We start from the raw sequence: 22,123 nt of genomic DNA on the forward strand, positions 1-22,123 counted from the left end.
AATAGAAGAACGTCTCTCACATTGTCGCATACGCGGAAACGGACGAGAGAACGTCGCGACGTATCCCGGGAGGAGACCAGTGATGACCCGCTACAGCCGACGTACCCTGTTGAAAGCCGGCGCCGCCTTTGCCGGCGCCTCCGCGATCGGATCTCCGGCCATCCTCAGTGCCCAGGCCGCGCGCATAAAGATCGGCCATCTGGTGCCGCTGACCGGCTTCCTCGGCGCGATCGGCAGCTATGCCCAACTCGGGGTGAAGATGGCGGCCGAGGAGATCAACGCGTCCGGCGGCATCATGGGCAAGCAGATCGACCTGATGTCGGAAGACTCGGTCAATCCCGCAACTGCGTCCACCAAGGCGCAGCGCATGATCGAGCAGGACGGCGCGGTACTCTTGTTCGGCGAAATCTCTTCCGCCTCGTCGCTGACCATCATGCAGGTCGCCGAGCGCAACAAGAAGGTGTTTTTCTCGACCGGCGCGCGCTCGGACGCGCTGCGCGGCAAGGATTGCAACCGCTACTCCTTCCACTGCGACATTCCCAATACCGTGATGGTCAACGCCGTTGGCACCGCCCTCAATCAGAAGGGCATGGTGAAGGGCAAGAAGTTCGTCACGCTGACGGCGGACTACATTTTCGGCCACGACCTCCTGAAAGCCGCAAAGGCCTTCTTCAGCGCCAACGACGCTACCCTGATCGGCGACGAATTGATTGCGACCGATGTCACCGACTTCAGCCCATATCTGCTGAAGGTGCGGCAGGCCAAGCCCGACGTCGTGTGCTGCAACCTCGCCGGCAACCAGGTCACCAATCTCGTCAAGCAATATGCCGAGTTCGGCCTCCCCTACCCGCTGGTCGGCTTCAACCTCAATACCGGCGACGCCTGGGCGATGGGCGAAGGCAATCTCAGCGGCACCTGGCCGACGGTCTGGTATCACACGCTGGACAATCCGGCATCGAAGGCGTTCGTCGAGACCTTCACCAAGAAGCACGGCAAACCGCCGGAGAACCATGCCTGGATCGAATACATCACGCTGAAAATGATCGCGCAGGCGATCACCGAAACGAAGTCGACCGAGAGCGACGCGCTGATCGGCTATTTCGAGAAGCAGACGCAGTTCGACATCATGAAGGGCCGCAAGGCCTATTTCCGCTCCTGGGACCATCAGTTGGTACAGGAGGCCTATCCGTTCACCGTAAAACCGAAGAACGAGATGAAGGACAAGTGGGACATGCTCGTGCTCGGCGACGCCGTGCCGGCCGCGGGCACTGAGCTTGAATCGATCTACCCGACGAAGACGCAAAATCCCTGCAACATGAAGGCATAGAAGCCCGAAAACGGGCGTCGGGCACACTGGCGTTGCGGCGCCGGCACTAACAAGCCGGCGCCGTCTTCTTTTAATCTCGCGGATCGCACATGCAGTTCGGATTTCTGCTGGAGCAGGTGGTGAATGGCCTGGTGCTCGGAGGCTATTACCTCCTGATTGCGCTCGGCCTGTCACTGATCTTCAGCGTCGGCGGCATCGTCAATCTCGCCCATGGCGCGTTCTATGCCCTCGGCGCCTACATATCGGTTGAGATCACGAAATATCTCGGCTTCGGTTCGGCGGTGGTGCTGTCGCCGGTTGCGGTCGCGCTCCTCGGCATTCTGTTCGAGCGCTTCATCCTGCGTAGATTCTACGACGCCGATCCGATCCTCAGCTTGCTGGTGACGTTCGGGCTCGCCATGGTCACCGAACAAGCGATCCGGATCATCTGGGGCGCTCCGCCAATATCGGCCGCGATCCCGCAAAGCTTTCGCGGCTCGGTCTTCCTCGGCGACTTCCTGTTTTCGCGCTATCGCCTGCTGATCCTCGCCGTCGTCGCCGCAGTCCTGCTCGGCGTCTGGCTGCTGCTGCACAAAACTTCGTTCGGCCGCGTGGTGCGCGCCGGCATCCAGCGGCCGGACATGGTCGCAGCACTCGGCATCCGGCTACAGCCCTACATGACCGTGATCGTCATGCTCGGCGTCGGCATGGCCGCCCTCGGCGGTGCGTTCTTTGCGCCGATCACCATCGTGCACCCGGCGATGGGCGCCGAGATCATCACGGTGGCCTTTGTCGTGGTCGTGATCGGCGGCCTCGGCAGTTTCTGGGGCGTGGTGATCGCAGCATTCCTGGTCGGGGTCGTCCGCGGCATCACCATCCATTTCGCGCCGGCCGCCGGTGAAGCCTCGATCTACGTGCTGATGTTTTTGGTACTGCTGGTGCGGCCACGCGGGCTGCTTGGCGAACGTATCGAGAAGTTCGAATGACGAGCACCGCCGAAAAATATCGCCCGCTGCTGCTGGCTACGCTTGCCGTCATCGCGTTGCCGTTCGGCCTCTATCTGCTCGGGCTGTCGCTCAATACCGGCACCATGGTGGTGGCGCTCGCCATTGCCGCGATGGCGCTCAATCTCTGCATCGGCTATACTGGCCTCGTCTCGTTCGGCCACGGCGCCTGGTTCGGCATCGGCGCTTACGCGGCGGGGCTGATCCAGCGCAACTGGTTCAACAACGACATCTTACTGCCGCTGCTGCTGGCGGCGGTGGTCGTCGCCGTCATCGCGACCTTCGTCGGGTTCGTCATCCTGCGCCGGCGCGGCGTCTATTTCTCGCTGTTGACGCTGGCGCTGTCGGCCCTGGCCTACACCATCGCCTTCCGCTGGACCGCGGTGACCGGCGGCGAGGACGGCCTCGGCGGCTTGAAGCGCGGCAGCATCGGGCCGTTCAGCCTCGACAACGCGCTGAACTATTATATCGTCGTCGCCATACTCTGCCTCGGCGTGCTCTATCTGCTGCTGCGGCTGGTGCGCTCGCCGTTCGGCCATGTGCTGATGGCGATCCGCGAGAACCAGTTGCGCGCCACCTTCCAGGGCTATCCGGTCGAACGCTACAAGCTCGGCGTCTTCGTGATCTCGGCGGTGGTCACCGGTTTTGCCGGCGGGCTGATCGGCTTCCAGAATTATCTCGTATCCGCCGAAGCGGTGTCAGTGCCGTTCTCCGGCGAGTTGTTGGCGGTCGTCGTGATCGGCGGCATGCGCAGCATGCTGGGGCCAGCGATCGGCGCGCTGTTCTTCATCCTGTTCCGCGAGTTGTTTTCGATCTGGACCTCGAATTGGCTATTGTGGTTTGGCCTCGTCTTCGTCGCCTTCGTGCTGTATTCGCCGGGCGGCCTCGTCGGCATCTGGGCGACGCTGGCAAAACGCTGGTGGCCGCCGCCGGAAGAATCCGCCGCGATGAGCCGGCGGAAAATCTACGAAGGCCTGCCGCTGCCGGCCTTCCTGCTGCCGAAAGGGCTCGACGGCATCGTGCTCGACGTGCGCGGCGTCTCGAAGAGTTTTGGCGGCATTCGCGCGGTGACCGATGCGAGCCTGCAGGTCGGCGCCGGCGAAATCCATGCCTTGATCGGGCCGAACGGCGCGGGAAAGACCACGCTGTTCAATCTGGTCTCCGGCCTCTATCCGACCGACACCGGCACCATCAAGCTGAACGGCCGCGAGATCCAGGGCGTGCCTTCGGAGGCGATCTGCCACCAGGGCCTGACGCGTTCGTTCCAGATCACCAATCTGTTCAAGGGGCTGTCGATCTACGAAAACCTGCGGCTGTCGCTGCAGGCGCAGAACGCCGGGCGCTTCGACCTCTGGCGCGATATCGATCACTACGAGGAAATCCACGCCGAGACCGCGGAGCTGATAAAATTCCTCGGCCTCGAAGGGATCGAGACCATCGAGGGCGGCGAACTGTCCTATGGCGGGCAGCGGCTGGTCGATCTCGGCATCGCGCTCGGCTCCAAGCCGCAAGTGCTGCTGCTGGACGAGCCGCTGGCGGGACTAGCCGCCGCCGAGCGCGAGCGCGTCTCGAACCTCGTCAAAAACATCGCCGCCAATATTCCGGTCCTAATCGTCGAGCACGACATCGACCGCGTGCTCGGCTTCTCCCGCACCGTCACCGTGATGAACCAGGGCGAAGTGCTGATGACCGGCACGCCCGAGGCCGTGCGCGCCGACTGCCGCGTGCAGGAGGTCTATACCGGCACTGGCGTTCCCGAGGTCGAGCACGCCAGCAGTCAGCGCATCGGCGCGAGCACAGCGCCGGTCCTGCGCTTCGAACGCGTCAACACTTTTTACGGCAAGAGCCACATCCTGCACGATGCCACCCTCGACGTGCGCGAGGGCGAGATCGTCGCTCTCCTTGGCCGCAACGGCGCCGGCAAGTCGACGCTGTTGAAGACGCTCGCCGGCCTTGTGCCGTTGTCGTCGGGCACGGTAGAATATGTCGGCCTCGATATCTCCCGCCTGCCCGCACCGGACATTGCGCGCGCCGGCATCGGCTATGTGCCGCAGGGCCGCGGCCTGTTCGCCGGCATGACGGTGCGGGAAAACCTCTCGCTCGGGCGTCTCGCCCGCAAGACCGACGGCAGCAACGGCGTAGTCTGGGACGAAGCGCAGATCCTCGAATACTTTCCCCGCCTGCGCGAGCGCATGGATGTCGCGGCGGATTATCTCTCCGGCGGCGAGCAGCAGATGGTGGCGGTGGCGCGCGCGATGTCGGGCAACGTCAAGCTGCTGCTGCTCGACGAACCCTTCGAGGGGCTGGCGCCCGCGGTGATTCTCGACCTGTTCAAGATGTTCGACCGGCTGCGGCAGCACATCTCCATCGTGATCGTCGAACACAATCTCGATCTCGTTCTGGCGCTCGCCGACCGCGTATTCGCGCTGGAGCGCGGCGCAGTGTTCCATGAGGGCCCGGCGCAACCGCTGCTGACCGATCTCGAATACCGGAAGAAGATTCTTTGGTTGTGACGGCAATGACACTCACCGCCGTCATTGCGAGCGCAGCGAAGCAATCCACCTCTCCACATGCCGCACTATGGATTGCTTGCTTCGCTCGCAATGACGGCTCTCCCCGGGAGGCTGCGATGCGAAATCTGATAACGACAATGCTTGCAGGATCTATGCTCTTGTTCGCAAGCCATATCATGGCCGCGGACAACCCCATGACCATCGCCGTATTCACCAAGAACCGCACCAACCCCGCCTATGAGGCCTTCCGCATCGCCTCCGACCAGATCGCGCGCACCACGGGTGTGAAGCTGATCCACCTGGTCCCGAACCAGCCCGACAACGTCGACGAACAGAAAGCGATGGTCGATCAGGTGCTGAAAGACAAACCCCGATGCCGTCATCTTCATCCCCGTCGATGACGTCGCCATGATCGATTCCGTGAAGAAGCTCAACGATGCCAAAATCCCCATCGTGCTGGTTTCCAATCCGCTGCCGGGCAGCTTCGTCACCTATGTCGGCGCCGATGATTTCGAGATCGGCTACCGCGAGGCGCGCTATCTCTTCGAAAAACTCGGGGCCAAGGGAAAGATCGTCGTCATCGAGGGAACGCCGGCCGCGCCTACCAATCGCGAGCGCGTGCGCGGATACCAGCGCGCATTCGCTGAATTTCCCGGCATCCAGGTTTTGGGATCGGGCATCGGCAATTACCAGCAACCCGATGCCAGGCGCGTGATGGAGAAATTCCTGACCGAGCACAAGGAGATCGACGCGGTGCTGTCGGCCAATGACAGCATGGCGCTCGGCGCGCTGGAGGCGCTGAAGGCCACGAACCGGACGGCGATCGTGATCGGCATCAACGGAATCCTTCCGGCCGTAAAGCAGATCGAAACCGGCGGGATGCTGGCTTCCGTCGATTTCAACATGTTCAAGATCGGCTGCACCGCAACCAGGGCCGCGGTGCGTCACCTCAGGAGGGAGCCGCTGCCGGAAAAGGTAATGCTGCCTGCGGAAGTGATCGACAAGACCAACTACAAGTCATGGCTTGTGCCGGTCGATCAGCGCACTTGCCCGGAGTGGAGCGAAGTCGCGCGCTGAATCGATCCATTGCAGGATGCCGGCAGACGCGGCCAGGAAAGATAGTTCCAATCTTGCCGCTGCCGAGAGCGCGGGTATATTGGATAGATGCCCGTCAGCTCGCCCGATCTGAAAGCATTTTTGCTCGCCACGCCTTTCTTCGGTGGCCTCGCGGACGCAAGCCTCGATCTCCTGATCTCAATGCTGGCCGAGCGCAGCTTCGACGCCGGCGCCACGATCTTTGCCGAAGGCGAACCGGGGCGCTCGATGTTCGTCGTTCACGCGGGCGATCTCGTGGTGAGCAAGCTCGGTGATTCCGGGCGCTCGATTCGGATGACGGATCTCGGCCCTGGCGATTTCTTCGGCGAAATGACGCTGATCGAAATGCAGAACCGGTCAGCCACCGTCGTGGCGGAGACCGAAACCGTACTGTACGAGCTCACGGCCCGAAACCTCTACGCATACTACAAGGCCGACGTCCACGCCTACGTGATCGTGATGCAGAATATCAACCGCGAACTTTGCCGGCGTCTCCGGCGCGCCGACCGTCGCATTGCCGAGCTGAGCTTTCACGCGAGTGAATGATGCAGATACGACCCGTAGCGTGGCCGCCAACGTTCTGAGTTGACTTCCGCTTGCGGCGTCACAGCGGACATGGCTGGACTTGCCACTGGATCGCCCCGGTAGCGGGTGCCCCTTGGAGGACGTTGGGTCGCACCGGCAACCTCCTGCCGTTCATCCCTCCGGCACCCCGGCCATGCGCATGCCCTCATACACACGCTCGCGTCCGGCGAGGTAAGCCGGATTGTTGCTCTTTGCGCTGCCGCGGTAGCGGCGGAGGGTGAAGGTCGGATTGAGCACAAGACCCGCCTGCGCGGCGGCCCGCGCCTCGTCCGGTGAGCCGAGCAGCGCCAGGGCGGCGGCGAGATGGCAATGCGGGACGGGATGATTTCGGTTGGCCTCGATACTCCGGCGCAGCCAGGCAACTGCTTGCAGGTCCGCGCCGAGAAACAACTTGGCGAGACCGGCAAACATGAACCACCGATAGGCGTTGTTATCGCGTGGAGAGAGGCGAAGCGCGTCGTGGATGTGGGCCTCGGTCTCCTCGCTTCGACCGAGAAAGAACTTGGCGAGACCGATGAAGGCATGAGCGTCGGCCAAATTGTGATCCAGTGCTAACGCCCGCTCGCATTCAGCTATGCCTTGGACGGCGCGGTTGGTACATGATTGGACGAGGCCCAAGATGCTATGAGCCCGAGCATGGTTTGGCGCAAGGGACAGAACCCGGATTAAGACTGCCTCGGCCGCCACGAAATGCGCGGCCCAGTCGTCGCTCATAAGGTTGGCGCCAAGCGCCGCTTTAACCCGCGCCGAACCGACCAGCGCCTCAATATTCCCGGCATCAAGTGCCAAGGCACGATCGAAAAGCGCCTGCGCTTGCGTCATGTATTCCGCGGTCGTCCCATTGTTCTCGTAAGCCCAGCCTTGGAAATACAGGTCCATTGCATCGGGATGGGTCGAACGTTCCGCTCGCCGCGCCTCAACCTGAATGAGCTGGGCATTTAGCGTGTTTGCCAGCCGCGATACGATTTCGTCCTGCATGTCGAACAGGTCGGCGACGGGTTTCTCAAACCGTTCGGCCCAAAGATGATTACCCGTTCCGGCATCGATCAACTGAACATTCACCCGAAGCCGGTTGCCGCCTCGCTGCACTGAGCCTTCGAGCACATAGCGGACGTTCAACTCGCGCCCGACTTGCTTTACATCGACGGCTTTGCCCTTGAAGGTGAAAGCGGTGTTACGCGCGATCACGAATGAGCCGCTGATGCGCGAAAGGTCGGTGGTCAGGCTCTCGGTCACGCCGTCGACGAAATAGTCCTGCTCGGGATCACCTCCGAAGTTCGCGAACGGCAACACGACGATAGAAAGACGCGGCGTTGCAGGCGAAATTGAGATCGTGCTGCCGTTGTGAGCTCCAGAGGCAAGTCCATCCTGCGCCTCGGCATTGGACGGGTCTGGATGGGCGACATTTTGAAAGCTCTGTTCACCAGAATCGGCTGTGAGCGGCGCGTCTGCGGGCCTCTGCACTTCCTGCACCGTTCCAACAAAACGGAAGCCTTTGCGTTGCAGAGTTTTGATTAGACGCTGTTTTTCACCGGAATCGCCAATCACACTCCGAGCGACATTCAGGCGCGTCGTCAGTGCTGCATCGGACACGATACGGCCGTTCCAAACGGTATTGATGAGGTCGTCCTTGCTCACGACCCGTCCCCTGTTGCGGATCAGATAATCGAGCAGGTCGAATACCTGCGGCGCAACCGAGACCACGTGCCCCCCGCGGTAAAGCTCGCGTAGGTCGGTGTCGAAAGCGTACTCCTCGAAGAGATACCGCAAGCTGGCAATTCCTTGGGTGACTTTCCCCCGTCAGTCTCTCGCGCCGGTTGCAACGCAAGAATAAGCCGCTGGTGAGAAGAATGTAAGCAGAATGTCAAGAGCGCCCACCCATGGCCTGATACCGTCCTCGGGGTGGCAGCAATTTGCTCAGGAGGCAATCCATGAGTGCAGCCAACGGCTTGCCTCACTGCGCAGCTGTGCCCCGAGCAGCGACTCAAGAATTAACGTAGGGCCGTCCGCTTGAAGGACCGGCAGCAACGCGCCCACGACGCGCGTCCTTGGAACGCAAATACGATGGAGGTCGTCATGGCATTGAAAACCACGCGCCGCGCCTTTATCGCGACCGGCGCAGCCACTATCGCTTTATCGTATCACGATCGGGGGTGGACGCAGACCTGGCCATCCCGGCCGATCAAAATCGTTTGCGCCTATCCTGCCGGTGGTCTTACGGACTCGCTTGCGCGCATCTACGGCGAATACCTGTCCCAGAAACTCGGCCAGCCGGTTATCGTTGAGAATAAGGCGGGTGCCAGCGGTTCGATCGGTGCAGCAGCCGTGAAGCAGTCGCCGCCGGATGGCTACACGCTACTCGTCGCCATCACGGCGACTCTGGCGCAAAGCCGCGTGATCATTAAGAATTTGCCGTACGACGCAGATAAGGATTTCGCGCTCATTTCCAGCATACCGGCAGGACCTCTGCCATTAGTCGCCTATAAGGCGACGAACGCCACTAACTTGAAGGAGTTTGTCGAATACGCTCGCAAGAACGGCACGAATGTGGGGACCTTTGGCCCAGGCACCTATCCGCATATCGTCGTTACAGAACTCAACAAACGGTACGGGCTTCAGATAAAAGCCGTGCACTACCGCGGTGAAGCGGCGATGTGGCAGGATTTCGCCGCGGGCGTACTCCAGGCGGCGATGGGGACCTACGCCAATGCCGTCAACGTGTTGGAATCCGGAGCCGGGAAAGCAATCGCCGTGCAGACGACGAAGCGGAGCAGGAAGCTTCCCGACGTTCCCACGTTTATCGAGCAGGGGCTCGACTCCAAAATCTTTGCTCTCGCCGGTTACGCTTTTCTGGCTGGGCCCATCGGCATGCCGCAGGAAATAGTCGAGCGCCTTTCCGGCCTGATGGTGGAAGCTGGTAAGACTGACAGGATACAGAAGTGGCTCGACTCGTATGGCATCGACGAATCCGCTCAAGGACACATCGCGTTCAAGCAGATGTACGACGACGAAACGCCGATTTGGGTGAATGCCGTGAGGACATTAGGACTCGCGCCTGAATAGCGTGCGGGTGCCGACGCCCGTACGCCCGGCAGATCACCTCGCCATGGGTACGTGCCTTAATGTTCGTCCGGCCGTGTGCGCGCGATAATCTCGGCGGCGCCCTTGTCCAACAATTCCAGCCCGACGGCGCGGCCAAGCTCGCGCGGCCGGTCCGAAGCACCCTGCCGCGACACCTCGATGAAGCGGTCGCCGGTTTCGTCGAGCACGGCCGCCGTCAGCGTCATCTCGCCCCCCGCCAGCGTGGCGTGGCCGGCGATCGGCGAGTTGCAATGGCCGTTCAGCACCCACAGCACCTCGCGCTCGGCTTCGGCGCAGCGCCGCGACGCCGCGTCCTCGATCTTCGCCAATCGCGCCCGCGTGAGCCAGTCGTACTCGACGCATTCGACCGCGACGATGCCCTGCCCCACCGCCGGCAGCATTTCGCGCACGGAAAAATCATGGACGATGCGCGACGTCATTCCGATCCGCTCGAGCCCCGACCGCGCCATCACAAGCGCGTCCGCCGGACCCACCTCGCCACCATCGGGAAGCCGCTGCTTGTCGTCGCGATCGAGTTTTGCCACGCGCGTGTCAGCCGCGCCGCGATAATGGATCACCGTCACTTCCGGAAACAGCCGGCGCAGATAGGCCGCGCGCCGCACCGCATTGGTGCCGATCTTGAAACCGTTGCCTTTCGACGCGCGAAACGCGTCGAGCGAAAGACCGGGACGCAGCACCAGTGCGTCGTTGGCGGCGTCGCGCGGCAGGGTCGCCGCGATGATCAGGCCCGGCGTCTCCTCGTTGCCGGGAACGTCCTTCAGCGAATGCATCGCCGCCTGCAACTGGCCACCGCGCATGGCTTCGCGAATTTCGGCGACGAAGGCGCCGCCCTTGCCGCCGTGGCGCAGCAGCTTGCTGGTCTGGTCCTGGTCGCCGCGGGTTTCGAACTTGACGATCTCGACATCGAGCGCGGAATCGGCAGCGCGCAACAGCCGCGCGATCCCTTCCGTCTGCGCCAGCGCCATCGCGCTCTTGCGCGTGCCGATCTTCAAGGTTTGTCCCGACACAAGGTCTCCGTTCGAAGGCGATCAAGCTATTGGTTCGTGCGTTACGGGATAGAGCAAGCCGCCCACCAGAACAACGCCTTTGGGCCTGCCGCCGGAGCGAGCCTTCCGGCCTGACCGGCGTGGCATGCTTCAAGCCCCGCTGGCCGATGGTCTGCCATGCCGAAAACGTTATTTGTGCAGCGCATCAAAATCCATAGGGTGCCGCCTTCAAAAGGATTTTTTTGTTGTCCGATACCAGTGCCGATGCCTTGGCCGCTTCAGGCCACCGCCCGATGGGCTTCCCCGAATTCGTGATCGTGATCGCGTCCATCATGGCGCTGAATCCGCTTGCGATGGACATGATGCTGCCGGCCCTGCCGAACATCGCGTCCGCCTTCCACATCACCTCCGTCAACCGGCCGCAGATGGTGCTGTCGATCTTCCTGGTCGGCTTCGGCGTCGGCCAGTTCGTGATGGGCCCGCTGTCCGACCGGTTCGGGCGACGCCCGGTTCTGCTCGGCGGCATGGTTGTCTATTGCGCCGCCAGCCTGCTCGCAATCGCGGCTCCCTCGTTCGAGACGCTGCTGCTGGCGCGGGCGCTGCAAGGCGTCAGCACCGCGGCGACGCGCGTGATCGCCACCTCGATCGTGCGCGATTGCTATGCCGGGCGGCGCATGGCGAGCGTGATGTCGCTGACGATGATGATATTCATCGCCGTGCCCGTCGTCTCGCCGGCCTTCGGCCAGGCCGTGCTGCTGATGGCGCAGTGGCGCGGCATCTTCATCGTCCTGATGCTGTACGGCGTGGTGACGCTGGTCTGGAGCGCGATGCGCATGCCGGAGACGCTGGCGGTCGCCAACCGGAGGTCGCTCGCCGTTCGCGACATACTCGATGCGTTCCGCCAGACCATCACCAATCGCCAGACGCTGGGCTATGCGGTGGTCGCCGGCGGCGTGCTGGGTTCGCTGTTCGCCTTCGTGTTCATCTCGCAGCAGGTATTCACCGGCATCTATGGCCTCGGACTTTACTTTCCGCTGGCGTTTTCCGGCGTCGCCATCGGCACCGCCATCGCCGGCTTCGTCAATTCCCGCTTCGTCGGCCGGCTCGGCATGCGCGTGATGTCCCATGGCGCGTTGCTTGGCTTCGTGGCCATCGCCACGATCATGCTGGTGACCGCAAAGCTGCAGATGCTGCCGTTGCCGCTGTTCATGCTGCTCTCGGTGTCGATGATGTTTGCCTTCGGGCTGATGATCTCGAACTTCACCGCGCTCGCCATGGAGCCGCAGGGCCACATCGCCGGCACCGCCGCGTCGCTGTACGGCACGATCACCACCCTGCTCGGCATCAGCGTCGGCGCCAGCATCGGCCAGGGTTTTGACGGCACGCTGGTGCCGTTCGCGACCGGCTTCCTGCTCTGCACGCTGGCCGCGCTTGCGGTCGTGCTGGTGGTGGAGAAAGGCCGGCTGTTCCAGCCGCATGGCATCAAGGTGTGACGGGCATGGCAGATGCGTGCTCCGGCGCTGGCATCGTCTGGCGAAGCTGATAACAATTCACGGCTCACATCGCCTTCAGAATTGGGAACCGGAAGATGGATAATCGCAGTAACATCTGGCGTGGCGTCGACACCATCAAGCCGCGCTTCGTCGAATTGAGCGACCGGGTCTGGGCGATGCCCGAGGTCTGCTACACCGAGGCGCGCTCGTCCGCCGAACATCTGGCCGAGTTGCGCCATCAGGGTTTCCGCATCACCGAGCAGGTCGCAGGCATTCCCACCGCCCTGATGGGTGAATGGGGCGAAGGCGGCCCCGTGATCGCCTTCCTCGGCGAATATGACGCCCTGCCCGGTCTCAGCCAGGAAGCCGGCGTGGCCGTACCTCGCCCGCTCCAGGCCGGCGGCCATGGCCATGGTTGCGGCCACAATCTGCTCGGTTCGGCTGCGCTGCTTGCGGCCACGGCCGTGAAAGATTGGCTCGCCGAACACAAAGTGCCGGGGCGCGTGCGCTATTACGGCTGCCCCGCGGAGGAAGGCGGCGCGGCGAAGGCCTTCATGGTGCGTGACGGCGCCTTCGACGGCGCCGACATCGCAATCACCTGGCACCCGTCGAGCTTCTGGGAAGTCGTGGTGACGCCTTCGCTCGCCAACACGCGCGCCGATTTCATCTTCACCGGGCGCACCTCGCATGCCGCGGCCTCGCCGCATCTCGGCCGCAGCGCGCTCGATGCGGTCGAACTGATGAATGTCGGCGTCAATTACATGCGCGAGCACATGCCGAGCGACGCCCGCGTCCATTACGCGCTGCTCGACACCGGCGGCATCGCCCCCAACGTGGTGCAGGCCCATGCGCGCGTGCGCTATTCGATCCGCGCCCGCGACCTGCCCGGCATGAACGAACTGGTGGAACGCGTCCACAAGATCGCGCAGGGCGCGGCGCTGATGACCGAAACCAGGGTGGAGATGAAGATCATTTCCGCCGTCTCCAACATATTGCCGAACACGCCGCTCGAGCGGACTCTCCATGGCATCATGGAAGAACTCGGTCCCCCGCATTTCGACGAGACCGACAAGGATTTCGCCGCAAAAATCCGCTCCACCCTGACCGAGAAGGACATTGAGACCGTCTATTACTCGATCGGCATGGAGCCGACCGACCGGCCGCTGGCCGATTTCATCGTCCCGCTGGATGCCAAGCGCAACCCGCAAATCGGCTCGACCGACGTCGGCGACGTCAGCTGGGTCGTGCCCACTGTTCAGGTCCATTCCCCGACCGTTGCCATCGGTACCCCGTTCCACACCTGGCAGGTGGTGGCGCAGGGCAAGAGCCCGGGCGCGCACAAGGCCATGGTGCAGGCCGCCAAGGCGATGGCGGCACTCGGCGTCAGGGCGCTGACGGAACCGGACCTGATCGCCGCCGCCAAGGCCGACCTGAACAAGCGCACCACCCGCACCCCCTATGTCAGTCCGCTGCCGGACAGCGTGGCGCCACCGCTGGACATGTCGCTGGCCTGACCCGACCGGGGTCCGGCGAACAAATTTTTTGCAGCGCAGAGCACGATTCAGCGCGCTTTGGCGCCGGATTGCCAAAGCGATGTGCGGCGCAGCGCAATTCTGCCCAAGCAAAAATCACGACCCTTCGCCATCCTGCGAATTGTCAATCCGGGGACGTTGACCTCCGGGGCATTTGGTGTGCCATCTTACCAAAGGGACACCCGACGCTGCCGCCCGGCGGCGCGCCGCAACACACCAGAACCAGACACGGGGACAACGATGCTGGACAACGAACTGCGAACCATGATCGACGAGGTGAAGGACGGCCGGATGGACCGCCGCAGCTTCGTTCAGCGCATGCTGGCTTTCGGTCTCACCGCACCCATGGCCACGCAGATTCTGGCGGTCGGCGGCGTCGCCATGGCCGAGGGCCCGTCCGTCTACAAGCCGACCAAGCGGGGCGGCGGCGGCGCGCTGAAGCTGCTGTGGTGGCAGGGACCGACCCTGCTCAATCCACATTTCGCCACCGGCACCAAGGACCAGGACGGCTCGCGGCTGTTCTATGAGCCGCTCGCCTGCTGGGATCCCGACGGCAACATGAAGCTGGTTCTCGCCGCCGAAATTCCCTCGCTGCAGAATGGCGGGCTGGCCGCCGACGGCATGTCCGTGACCTGGAAGCTCAAGCCCGGCGTGAAATGGCACGACGGCAAGCCCTTCACCGCCGATGACGTGGTGTTCAACTGGGAATACGCCCGCGATCCCGCCACCGCCGCCGTGACCATCGGCATTCACCGCGACATCACCGTCGAGAAGGTCGACGACCTCACGGTCCGCATCGTCTTCAAGAAGCCGACGCCGTTCTGGGCCGATGCCTTTGTCGGCGCCCCCGGCAGCATCATCCCAAAACATTTGTTCGCGGAATATAAGGGCGCCAAGTCCCGCGAGGCCCCAAACAACCTCATCCCCGTCGGCACCGGTCCCTACAAATTCGTCGAGTTCAGACCGGGCGATGTCATCCGCGGCGAGCTCTATTCCGACTACCACATGCCGAACCGCCCCCACTTCGACGCCATCGAAATGAAGGGCGGCGGCGATGCCGTCTCGGCCGCGCGCGCCGTCATCCAGACCGGCGAATATGATTTCGGCTGGAACATCCAGGTGGAAGACGACGTCCTGCTGCGGCTGGAAAAGGGCGGCAAGGGCAAGACCGTCTATGCGGTCGGCGGCGATACCGAATTCATCGCACTGAACTTCACCGATCCCAACACCGAGGTCGACGGCGAGCGCTCCTCGATCAAGACCAAGCATCCGCTGCTGTCCGATCCGGCCGTGCGCAAGGCGCTTTCCCTGCTGGTCGATCGCGACGCCATCAAGAAAGTCATCTACGGACGGGCCGGACGCACCACCCCCAATTTCCTCAACGGCCCCGAGCAGTTCGTCTCCAAGAACACCAGCTGGGAATTCTCAATCGAGAAAGCGGCCAAGCTGCTGGAGGATGCCGGATGGAAAGCGGGTGCGGACGGCATCCGCGAAAAGGACGGCAAGAAGCTGAAGCTGCTGTACCAGACCGCGATCAACGGGCCGCGCCAGAAGACCCAGGCCATCGTCAAGCAGGCCTGCCAGAAGGCTGGCATCGATGTGGAGCTGAAATCGGTGGTCGCCTCGGTGTTCTTCTCCTCCGACGTCGCCAATCCCGACACCTACGCCAAGTTCTACGCCGACCTCGAGATGTTCCAGATCCCGATGAGCCAACCCGATCCGGCGCAGCACATGCGCCGCTATCATTCGCGCTTCGTGGCCACCAAGGAGAACAAGTGGCAGGGCACGAATTTCCCGCGCTGGGTCAACAAGGATTACGACGCGGCAATCGATGCGGCGGAGAACGAAACCGACCCGCTCAAGCGCGCCGCGCTTTATATCAAGTGCAACGACCTGATGTTTCAGGACACGGTGTTCATCCCGGCGATGCACCGCTTGAAAGTGGAAGCGGCCGCCAATTCGCTGCGGCCGGTGGTCAGCGGCTGGGCCAACGAGACCGATAATCTGTTCGACTGGTACCGGGAGGCGACGGGATAATCGCGACGGGATTTTTCCCTCATGAGCCAGTATGTGCTGCGTCGTCTCCTGATCGCGGTTCCGAGCCTGCTCGGCATCTCGCTCGTGCTGTTCATCGTGCTGGCGCTGGCGCCCGGCGATCCCTTCAGTGAACTCGCGACCAATCCCAACGTGCCGCCCGAAGTAGCTGCCGCGCTTCGGACCAAGTTCGGCCTCGACGACCCGATCTATCTGCGTTACCTGCACTGGATCACGGCCATGCTGCGGGGCGACTGGGGCTTTTCCTTTGTCAGCCGGATGAACGTCGACACGCTGATCCTGCAGCGCCTGCCGACGACGCTCTATGTGATCGGCTCGGCGCAACTGCTGGCGCTCGCGATCGCGATACCGGTCGGGGTCTATGCCGCGACGCGGCCCTACTCGATCTTCGACCAGATCGCCAACACGCTCGCCTTTATCGGCTTTTCGCTGCCGACCTTCTTCACTGGTCTTTTGTTCATCCTGGTGTTTTCGATCACGCTGGACTGGCTGCCTTTCGTCTACACCACCGACATCAAGGCGACCGGCTTTCGCTGGGTGATCGAACAGGTTCGGCAGGCCATCATGCCGGTGATGGTGCTCGGGCTGTTTCAGGCCGCCTCGATGACGCGCTTCGTGCGCTCGGCCATGCTCGACGTGATCCGGCTCGACTACGTCACCACCGCCCGCGCCAAGGGCCTCGGGCAGGCCCGGGTGATCGTCAAGCATGCGATGCGCAACGCGATGATCCCGGTCGTCACGCTGGTCGCGCTGCAGATGCCCGCCGTGTTCGGCGGCGCCATCGTCACCGAGCAGATTTTTCGCATTCCGGGCATCGGCTCGCTCCTGATTTCCTCCATCCTTTCCAACGACACGCCGGTCGTGATGGCGGTGACTTTCGTCTTCGCCTGTCTCGTCGTGCTCTTCAACCTGATCGCGGATGTGCTTTATGGCTGGCTTGACCCTCGCATCTCCCTCCGCTGAGCGGCGGCCGGCCTGGTCGCCCTGGCGCGAGACCTGGCGGCGCTATCGCCGCCACAAGCTCGCCGTGGTCAGCGCGGTGCTGCTGCTCGTCCTGATCGCGGCCGTGGTATTCGGTCCCTTCATCTGGCGCGTTGCCATCAACGACATCGATTTCAATGCGCGCCTCGAAGGCCCCTCGCTCGCCCATCCCTTCGGCACCGACGATCTCGGACAGGATATCCTCGCCCGCATGATCTACGGCGGACGGATCTCGCTCGCGGTCGGGCTGGCCGCGATGGCGGTCTCCGTCATCATCGGCACGCTGATCGGCGCGCTCGCCGGCATGTCGCGCGGCGCGCTCGGGCATGCGCTGATGTGGCTCACCGACCTCTTCCTCTCGCTGCCGCAACTGCCGCTGCTGCTGCTGCTGATCTATTTGTTCCGCGACGGGCTCAAGGCCGCCTTCGGCCCCGAGGGCGGCATCTTCATTCTCATCGTGCTCGTCATTGGCGGCCTGCGCTGGATGCCCGTCGCCCGCCTGGTGCGCGCGCAATTCCTCTCGCTGCGCGAAAAGGATTTTGTCGAAGCCGCCCGCGCGCTCGGCGCCAGCCCGCTGCGGCAGGTGGTGCGCCACATCCTGCCCAACGCGCTCGGACCGGTGATCATTGCCGGCACCATCGACGTCGCCGCCGCCATCATCGCGGAATCGACCCTGTCCTTTCTCGGCCTCGGCTTCCCGCCCGACGTGCCGACGTGGGGACGGCTATTGTTCGACGCCAAGGACTTTCTCGACATCGCCGCCCACTGGGCGCTGTTTCCGGGCGGGGCGATCTTCGTAGCCGTCGTCGCCATCAATTTCATCGGCGACGGCATGCGCGACGCGCTCGATGCAAGGCGGGTGATCTGATGGCGCCGCTCCTCGAGATCAAGGGCCTGAAGACTCACTTTGCCACCGACGACGGCATGCTGCAGGCGGTCGACGGCGTCGACATCGCGCTCAACAAGGGCGAGACGCTCTGCGTGGTCGGGGAATCCGGCTGCGGCAAGACCGTCACGGCGATGTCGATCCTGAAGCTGATCGCGATGCCGCCGGGCCGCATCGTCGAAGGCCAGATCCTGTTCGAGGGCCGCGATCTCGTGCCGCTCACAAGCAGTGAGCTGGACCACATCAGGGCCAAGGAGATCGGCTTCATCTTCCAGGAGCCGATGACCTCGCTCAACCCGGTGCTGTCGGTCGGCGAGCAGGTCGCCGAAAGCCTGCGCCGCCACGAGGGTCTCTCGAGAAAGGACGCGCTCGCCCGCACGGTGGAGATGTTCAAGCTGGTGCAGATCCCCAATGCGGAAGGCCGTGTTCACGATTATCCGCACCAGTTCTCCGGCGGCATGCGCCAGCGCGTCATGATTGCCATGGCGCTGGCCTGCAAGCCAAAACTCGTCATCGCCGACGAGCCGACCACCGCGCTCGACGTCACCATCCAGGCGCAAATCCTCGACCTCCTGCAGGACATGAAGGAACGCTTCGGCATGGCGGTCATGCTGATCACCCATGCGATGGGCGTGGTCGCCGAAACCGCGCAGCGCGTCGTCGTCATGTATGCCGGCAAGGTGGTGGAAGAGGCCGATGTCGACAGCCTGTTCGCAAGCCCGCGCCATCCGTACACGCAGGGCCTGATCCGTTCGATCCCGCGCATCGATCTCGACAGCGCGCACAAGACCCGGCTGGAGGCGATCGGCGGCTCGGTGCCGATCCTGATCAATCCCGCGCCCGGCTGCCGCTTCGCGCCGCGCTGCCGCTTCGCCTTCGCGCCCTGCTCCGCAAAGGAACCGGTGCTGCGCGAGGTCGCACCTGGCCACCGCATGGCCTGTCACCTCGGCGAGACGCAGGGAGCGAGCGCATGAGCGAACCCCTGCTCCGCGTCACCGGGCTGAAGAAGCATTTTTCCGTCAAGGGCGGCTTGTTGTCGCGCGAGGTCGGGCGCGTTCATGCGGTGGACGGCGTGTCGTTTGCGGTCAACCGCGGCGAAACGCTCGGACTGGTCGGCGAGTCCGGTTGCGGCAAGTCCACCACGGCGCGCTGCGTGCTGCGCCTCGTCGAACCCAGCGAAGGCGAGATCGTCTTTGACGGACAGGACATGCGTGGCCTTTCCGGCGGCGACCTGCGCGCCATGCGGCGCAACATGCAGATCGTGTTTCAGGACCCCTTTGCCTCGCTCAATCCGCGCATGACCGTCGGCGCGATCCTTGGCGAAGCCTTCACCATCCACGAGCTCACCTCCTCGACAAGCGAGCGGGACGACCGCGTGGCGAGCCTGCTCGTCAAGGTCGGACTGAAGGCCGAGCACATGCGCCGCTACCCGCACGAATTTTCCGGCGGCCAGCGCCAGCGCATCGTGATCGCGCGCGCGCTCGCGGTGGAGCCGAAGTTCATCGTGTGCGACGAGCCGGTGTCCGCGCTCGACGTGTCCATTCAGGCGCAGGTGATCAACCTGCTGGAGGATCTGCAGGCCGAACTCAACCTGACCTATCTGTTCGTCGCCCACGATCTATCCGTGGTGGAGCATATTTCCGACCGCGTGGCGGTGATGTATCTGGGGCGCATCGTCGAACTGGCTGACGCGAGCGACCTCTACCGCCATCCGCGGCACCCCTATACCCAGGCGCTGCTCTCCGCCGTGCCGGTGCCGGACCCGAAGGTGAAGCGCAAGCGGATCCGCCTGCAAGGCGACGTGCCGAGCCCGATGAACCCGCCGCGCGGCTGTCACTTTCACACCCGCTGCCCGATCGCCGAGCCGCGCTGCCGGGAAAGCGCGCCCGAACTGAAGCAAGGCAGCGACGGGCATTTCGTGGCCTGCCACCTGGCCTGACGGGTACTGGCTGAAACAGGCCCGCCGCTTTTTTGAATCGAGCCACTGTCGGGTTCCCTACAGACAGTGGTTGGAATCAGATTTTAACTTACGGGCATGCCGGGTCGCATGGGGATCGGCGCGCCCCGGCATAGAACGACCCCAGTGGACCTCAGCCCCCGAAGCTGGGGTCGTTTCTTGAACGGCCGCTTTTTTGAAACAGGTCACTGTTGGCTGCGGCAGGTGGCCGGCTTTTTGTCGAAGCTTGCCAGCGGCGCTCCGGCTATCCGCCACTTCTCGTGCGGGCGGCGTCATAAAATTCAATCGTCGAAAATAATGCGGCCCCGCCCCGGCAGCGGTTCAACCACTTTTCGCCGGGGCGGGGCCGAGATCGGATCGTGGGCGTTACCTCTGGTGAACGCCGTTTTTGCGAATGAGATCAGTAAGCTGGGACAAAAGCTCCCGAAGCCGGGCATTCTCTTCGATCAGCGAATGAGCTTCGTCGGCGTGTTCGTCGCGACGAAGGGCGGGCTCGTCCCCACGAAGGGCATTCTCAAGCAGTGAAAGAGCGTCGTCGGTCGGTTCCTCAACCCAAAATGAGGGTTCTGCGCGTCGGTCTCGCTTATTAAGCTGCGGATGGTCTACTCGCATGATGATACTCCAATTTTAAAAATGCGGAACGAGCCCCCAGTCGTCGCTTTGTCGCGCGCGGAGAATGAGGTGAGTCGGCAGGCAATTTTGCGACTAAAATTGGAAGCGCGCGGACGCGACCCCGGCGCTAAAGCGGCGTGATTGCGGCGAATTTCGCAGCGCGCGCGGCGTGGCGCCGCAGCCTGCGCGTGCGAAGTGTGGCGTCTTCGAGCGGAGCATGTCCTCAGGACTGGACCGGCTCGCGTCAGTAAAACGCGTTAAAACAACAATCTAAGACGGGTTCTGATTCAATCAGAGCCGAAAAGTTCTCTCAAAGAAACGTGGCCAATTGATAAAGCGCATAAAGAACTTCCAGCCCCATGAGAACGAGCGCTGCGATCATCAGATAAAAACCAAAATGCATGCCGGACTTGAAACCAATGCCTCTCGCGGCCTGTGCCTAATTTGCGCCAGGCCGTAAACCAAACTCGAAACGCGTCGGAAGGGACAAGCCTCCGGCGAACCATGCGTCGGCAACTAGAAATGAAAAGGCCTCCGCCGCCGCGGAAGTGACGCCTTTGTCGTGAACCTCTTCTAGACCGGAGGTCTCTAGTTCGACGCCAGCTCGCCCTGCTCATACACCGTGGAAAATCTTGATTCCCCACAACACGATGACGATGGCCAGTACCAGCGTAGCCGCCGTCAGTACACTTTCTAAGGAAGCGACTCTCATACTCACTCTCCGCTTCCCAGCCCCGCTAACGGTCTAGGTGATTCGTTGATTCCCCTGCAATCGCATGATCACAATGCTTTGAACGTTACCCCGTGGTTGTGTTTTACAGGTCACACATCTGGGTATAGCGGCGCATTTTCTGCGCCGCTTCGGCATCGCCAAGCGCCAGCTAAAGCGGAAATGCCCGCTTCTCTCGGCGATTTTCGATGGAAGGCGATTTACTCGGGCTGGCTTGCCGGAGCGTAGGAGCCGGCCGGGACCGGTGCGCTTCGCCGCCGTTCGGCGTGAGCCGCCAGGCGGTCGTATTCCTCCGCAACCTTGAGCAGGCGCCCTTGGTCCTTAACGGCATTCGCGGCTAACGCCCGCGTCAGTTCTGCGCGCTTGCGCCAGTGATCCGCACTGGTCAGGAAATCCGTCATCGGTACGCCTCAAAATAAGATGGCTTGCTCCCCAGCCGCGTAAACATCAGAAAGGACTGCGATACGTCAAAAATTTGGCCTAATCCGATCTGCCGTGTGACGCTAGGGACGTGTGACCTTTTCGCCGAGCCTCATCGTCGTTCTCTTTCCGACGCAAATTCGCCCTCGACTCAATGGAAAGCTCATCGGCGAACCGACGATCGGGCCACCCTGTGAACAGGAATGTGTCATGAGTATCGAACATCCGCCGCACGACGGACAGGCCCGCCGCGATGCATTTCGAATTGTCGAACAGGCCGACAACGTCGTGCCGCTGCGCGACGACAATAGCGTGCGTCAGGTAAATGATGCACTGCATCAGAGCGACGAACTTCTCATCGCCCTGTCGCCGCTGCTCGACGAAGTCGATGGACTCCGGGCAGACGAGATGCCTCAGGAAACCGACAACATTTCAGTGCTGCTCGAAGAGAACGCCCGGCTGCGAAAGCTTGCGGTCAAGCTGTCAAATCTGCTTGGCGATCTTCCCGAGCAGGGCAGTTGAGGCACGGCGCGGCCAAAATCAAAGGCAAGCGCCTCGCCGCAGCCGGCATGTCCGGCTGCATTATATGCAGCTGCTTGGCGTTACCCTACCCGGGACGGGGATTTTCAGTCTGCCGAGATGGATCGCCGGCCACGGCAGCCCCGCCAGCTCGCAGGCGAGAACGGCAGCTCCGAGCATTGGGAAGCGAGATTTGACGCCGCGGAACTGCCCGGCGAACGGCTCTTCAATGCCGGCGCCGATTCATTCCGGCCCGGCGTGGCGCGTGATGATGCTGCGGACGCCGGCCGTGCGGCCGACGATGTTACCTTCAAGCCGAATTGTCTGGGCATCCAAGCCTCCATCCA

The 22,123-nt window shown here is 62.8% G+C and carries 19 protein-coding genes; 16 read left to right on the forward strand and 3 right to left on the reverse strand.

Annotation, left to right across the window (positions count from 1 at the left end):
• Positions 1-82 precede the first annotated feature (82 nt).
• From V1283_RS25320 to V1283_RS25345, 6 genes are all read left to right on the forward strand, one after another.
• The gene (locus V1283_RS25320; protein ID WP_334389237.1) at positions 83-1,327 is read left to right on the forward strand and encodes an ABC transporter substrate-binding protein; all 1,245 of its coding nucleotides are present in this window, start codon (positions 83-85) and stop codon (positions 1,325-1,327) included.
• An 89-nt stretch (positions 1,328-1,416) separates the two neighbouring features.
• Complete coding sequence (locus V1283_RS25325; protein ID WP_334389238.1) at positions 1,417-2,292, forward strand: branched-chain amino acid ABC transporter permease; 876 nt, start codon at positions 1,417-1,419, stop codon at positions 2,290-2,292.
• On the forward strand, positions 2,289-4,823 hold the full coding sequence (locus V1283_RS25330) for a branched-chain amino acid ABC transporter ATP-binding protein/permease (RefSeq protein WP_334389239.1): 2,535 nt from the start codon (positions 2,289-2,291) through the stop codon (positions 4,821-4,823). The genes V1283_RS25325 and V1283_RS25330 overlap by 4 nt, the downstream gene beginning before the upstream one ends.
• Before the next feature lie 176 nt (positions 4,824-4,999).
• A complete protein-coding gene (locus V1283_RS25335; protein ID WP_334389240.1) occupies positions 5,000-5,224 on the forward strand; it encodes a hypothetical protein in 225 nt (74 codons plus the stop codon).
• A 7-nt stretch (positions 5,225-5,231) separates the two neighbouring features.
• Positions 5,232-5,900, forward strand: a complete 669-nt coding sequence (locus tag V1283_RS25340) for a sugar ABC transporter substrate-binding protein (RefSeq protein ID WP_334389241.1) — start codon at positions 5,232-5,234, stop codon at positions 5,898-5,900.
• 87 nt (positions 5,901-5,987) lie between these two features.
• Positions 5,988-6,464, forward strand: coding sequence for a cyclic nucleotide-binding domain-containing protein (locus V1283_RS25345; protein ID WP_334389242.1), 477 nt, complete (start codon positions 5,988-5,990; stop codon positions 6,462-6,464).
• Positions 6,465-6,614: 150 nt separating this feature from the next.
• Here the strand turns inward: V1283_RS25345 and V1283_RS25350 are convergent, their stop codons facing one another.
• Positions 6,615-8,273: a winged helix-turn-helix domain-containing tetratricopeptide repeat protein gene (locus V1283_RS25350; RefSeq protein ID WP_334389243.1), complete on the reverse strand. Its 1,659-nt coding sequence runs from the start codon at positions 8,271-8,273 to the stop codon at positions 6,615-6,617.
• Positions 8,274-8,579: 306 nt separating this feature from the next.
• Here V1283_RS25350 and V1283_RS25355 point away from each other — a divergent pair, with 306 nt between their 5' ends.
• On the forward strand, positions 8,580-9,566 hold the full coding sequence (locus V1283_RS25355) for a Bug family tripartite tricarboxylate transporter substrate binding protein (RefSeq protein WP_334389244.1): 987 nt from the start codon (positions 8,580-8,582) through the stop codon (positions 9,564-9,566).
• Between the two features lie 56 nt (positions 9,567-9,622).
• Here the strand turns inward: V1283_RS25355 and hemC are convergent, their stop codons facing one another.
• Positions 9,623-10,597 carry a hydroxymethylbilane synthase gene (gene hemC, locus V1283_RS25360; protein WP_334393168.1) on the reverse strand — a complete coding sequence of 325 codons (975 nt, stop codon included), beginning with the start codon at positions 10,595-10,597 and terminating at the stop codon, positions 9,623-9,625.
• A gap of 239 nt (positions 10,598-10,836) precedes the next feature.
• Between hemC and V1283_RS25365 the strand changes: the two genes are divergently transcribed.
• From V1283_RS25365 to V1283_RS25400, 8 genes are all read left to right on the forward strand, one after another.
• Complete coding sequence (locus V1283_RS25365) at positions 10,837-12,084, forward strand: multidrug effflux MFS transporter (RefSeq protein ID WP_334389245.1); 1,248 nt, start codon at positions 10,837-10,839, stop codon at positions 12,082-12,084.
• 95 nt (positions 12,085-12,179) lie between these two features.
• Positions 12,180-13,598 (forward strand): M20 family metallopeptidase, encoded by a 1,419-nt coding sequence (locus V1283_RS25370; protein ID WP_334389246.1) that lies wholly within the window; start codon positions 12,180-12,182, stop codon positions 13,596-13,598.
• Positions 13,599-13,856: 258 nt separating this feature from the next.
• Positions 13,857-15,653: a peptide ABC transporter substrate-binding protein gene (locus V1283_RS25375; protein ID WP_334389248.1), complete on the forward strand. Its 1,797-nt coding sequence runs from the start codon at positions 13,857-13,859 to the stop codon at positions 15,651-15,653.
• 21 nt (positions 15,654-15,674) lie between these two features.
• Positions 15,675-16,634 carry an ABC transporter permease gene (locus V1283_RS25380; protein WP_334389249.1) on the forward strand — a complete coding sequence of 320 codons (960 nt, stop codon included), beginning with the start codon at positions 15,675-15,677 and terminating at the stop codon, positions 16,632-16,634.
• Positions 16,600-17,520, forward strand: coding sequence for an ABC transporter permease (locus tag V1283_RS25385; protein WP_334389250.1), 921 nt, complete (start codon positions 16,600-16,602; stop codon positions 17,518-17,520). Before V1283_RS25380 ends, V1283_RS25385 begins: the two co-directional genes overlap by 35 nt.
• Positions 17,520-18,512, forward strand: a complete 993-nt coding sequence (locus V1283_RS25390) for an ABC transporter ATP-binding protein (protein ID WP_334389251.1) — start codon at positions 17,520-17,522, stop codon at positions 18,510-18,512. Before V1283_RS25385 ends, V1283_RS25390 begins: the two co-directional genes overlap by 1 nt.
• A complete protein-coding gene (locus tag V1283_RS25395) occupies positions 18,509-19,477 on the forward strand; it encodes an ABC transporter ATP-binding protein (protein WP_334389252.1) in 969 nt (322 codons plus the stop codon). Before V1283_RS25390 ends, V1283_RS25395 begins: the two co-directional genes overlap by 4 nt.
• A 177-nt stretch (positions 19,478-19,654) precedes the next feature.
• Positions 19,655-20,020 carry a hypothetical protein gene (locus V1283_RS25400; RefSeq protein ID WP_334389253.1) on the forward strand — a complete coding sequence of 122 codons (366 nt, stop codon included), beginning with the start codon at positions 19,655-19,657 and terminating at the stop codon, positions 20,018-20,020.
• 1,017 nt (positions 20,021-21,037) lie between these two features.
• Here the strand turns inward: V1283_RS25400 and V1283_RS25405 are convergent.
• Positions 21,038-21,238 carry a hypothetical protein gene (locus V1283_RS25405; RefSeq protein ID WP_334389254.1) on the reverse strand — a complete coding sequence of 67 codons (201 nt, stop codon included), beginning with the start codon at positions 21,236-21,238 and terminating at the stop codon, positions 21,038-21,040.
• Between the two features lie 112 nt (positions 21,239-21,350).
• Between V1283_RS25405 and V1283_RS25410 the strand changes: the two genes are divergently transcribed.
• The gene (locus V1283_RS25410) at positions 21,351-21,779 is read left to right on the forward strand and encodes a hypothetical protein (RefSeq protein ID WP_334389255.1); all 429 of its coding nucleotides are present in this window, start codon (positions 21,351-21,353) and stop codon (positions 21,777-21,779) included.
• Positions 21,780-22,123 lie beyond the last annotated feature (344 nt).

Origin of the sequence: Bradyrhizobium sp. AZCC 2262, assembly GCF_036924535.1 — a bacterium.
GTDB lineage: Bacteria > Pseudomonadota > Alphaproteobacteria > Rhizobiales > Xanthobacteraceae > Bradyrhizobium.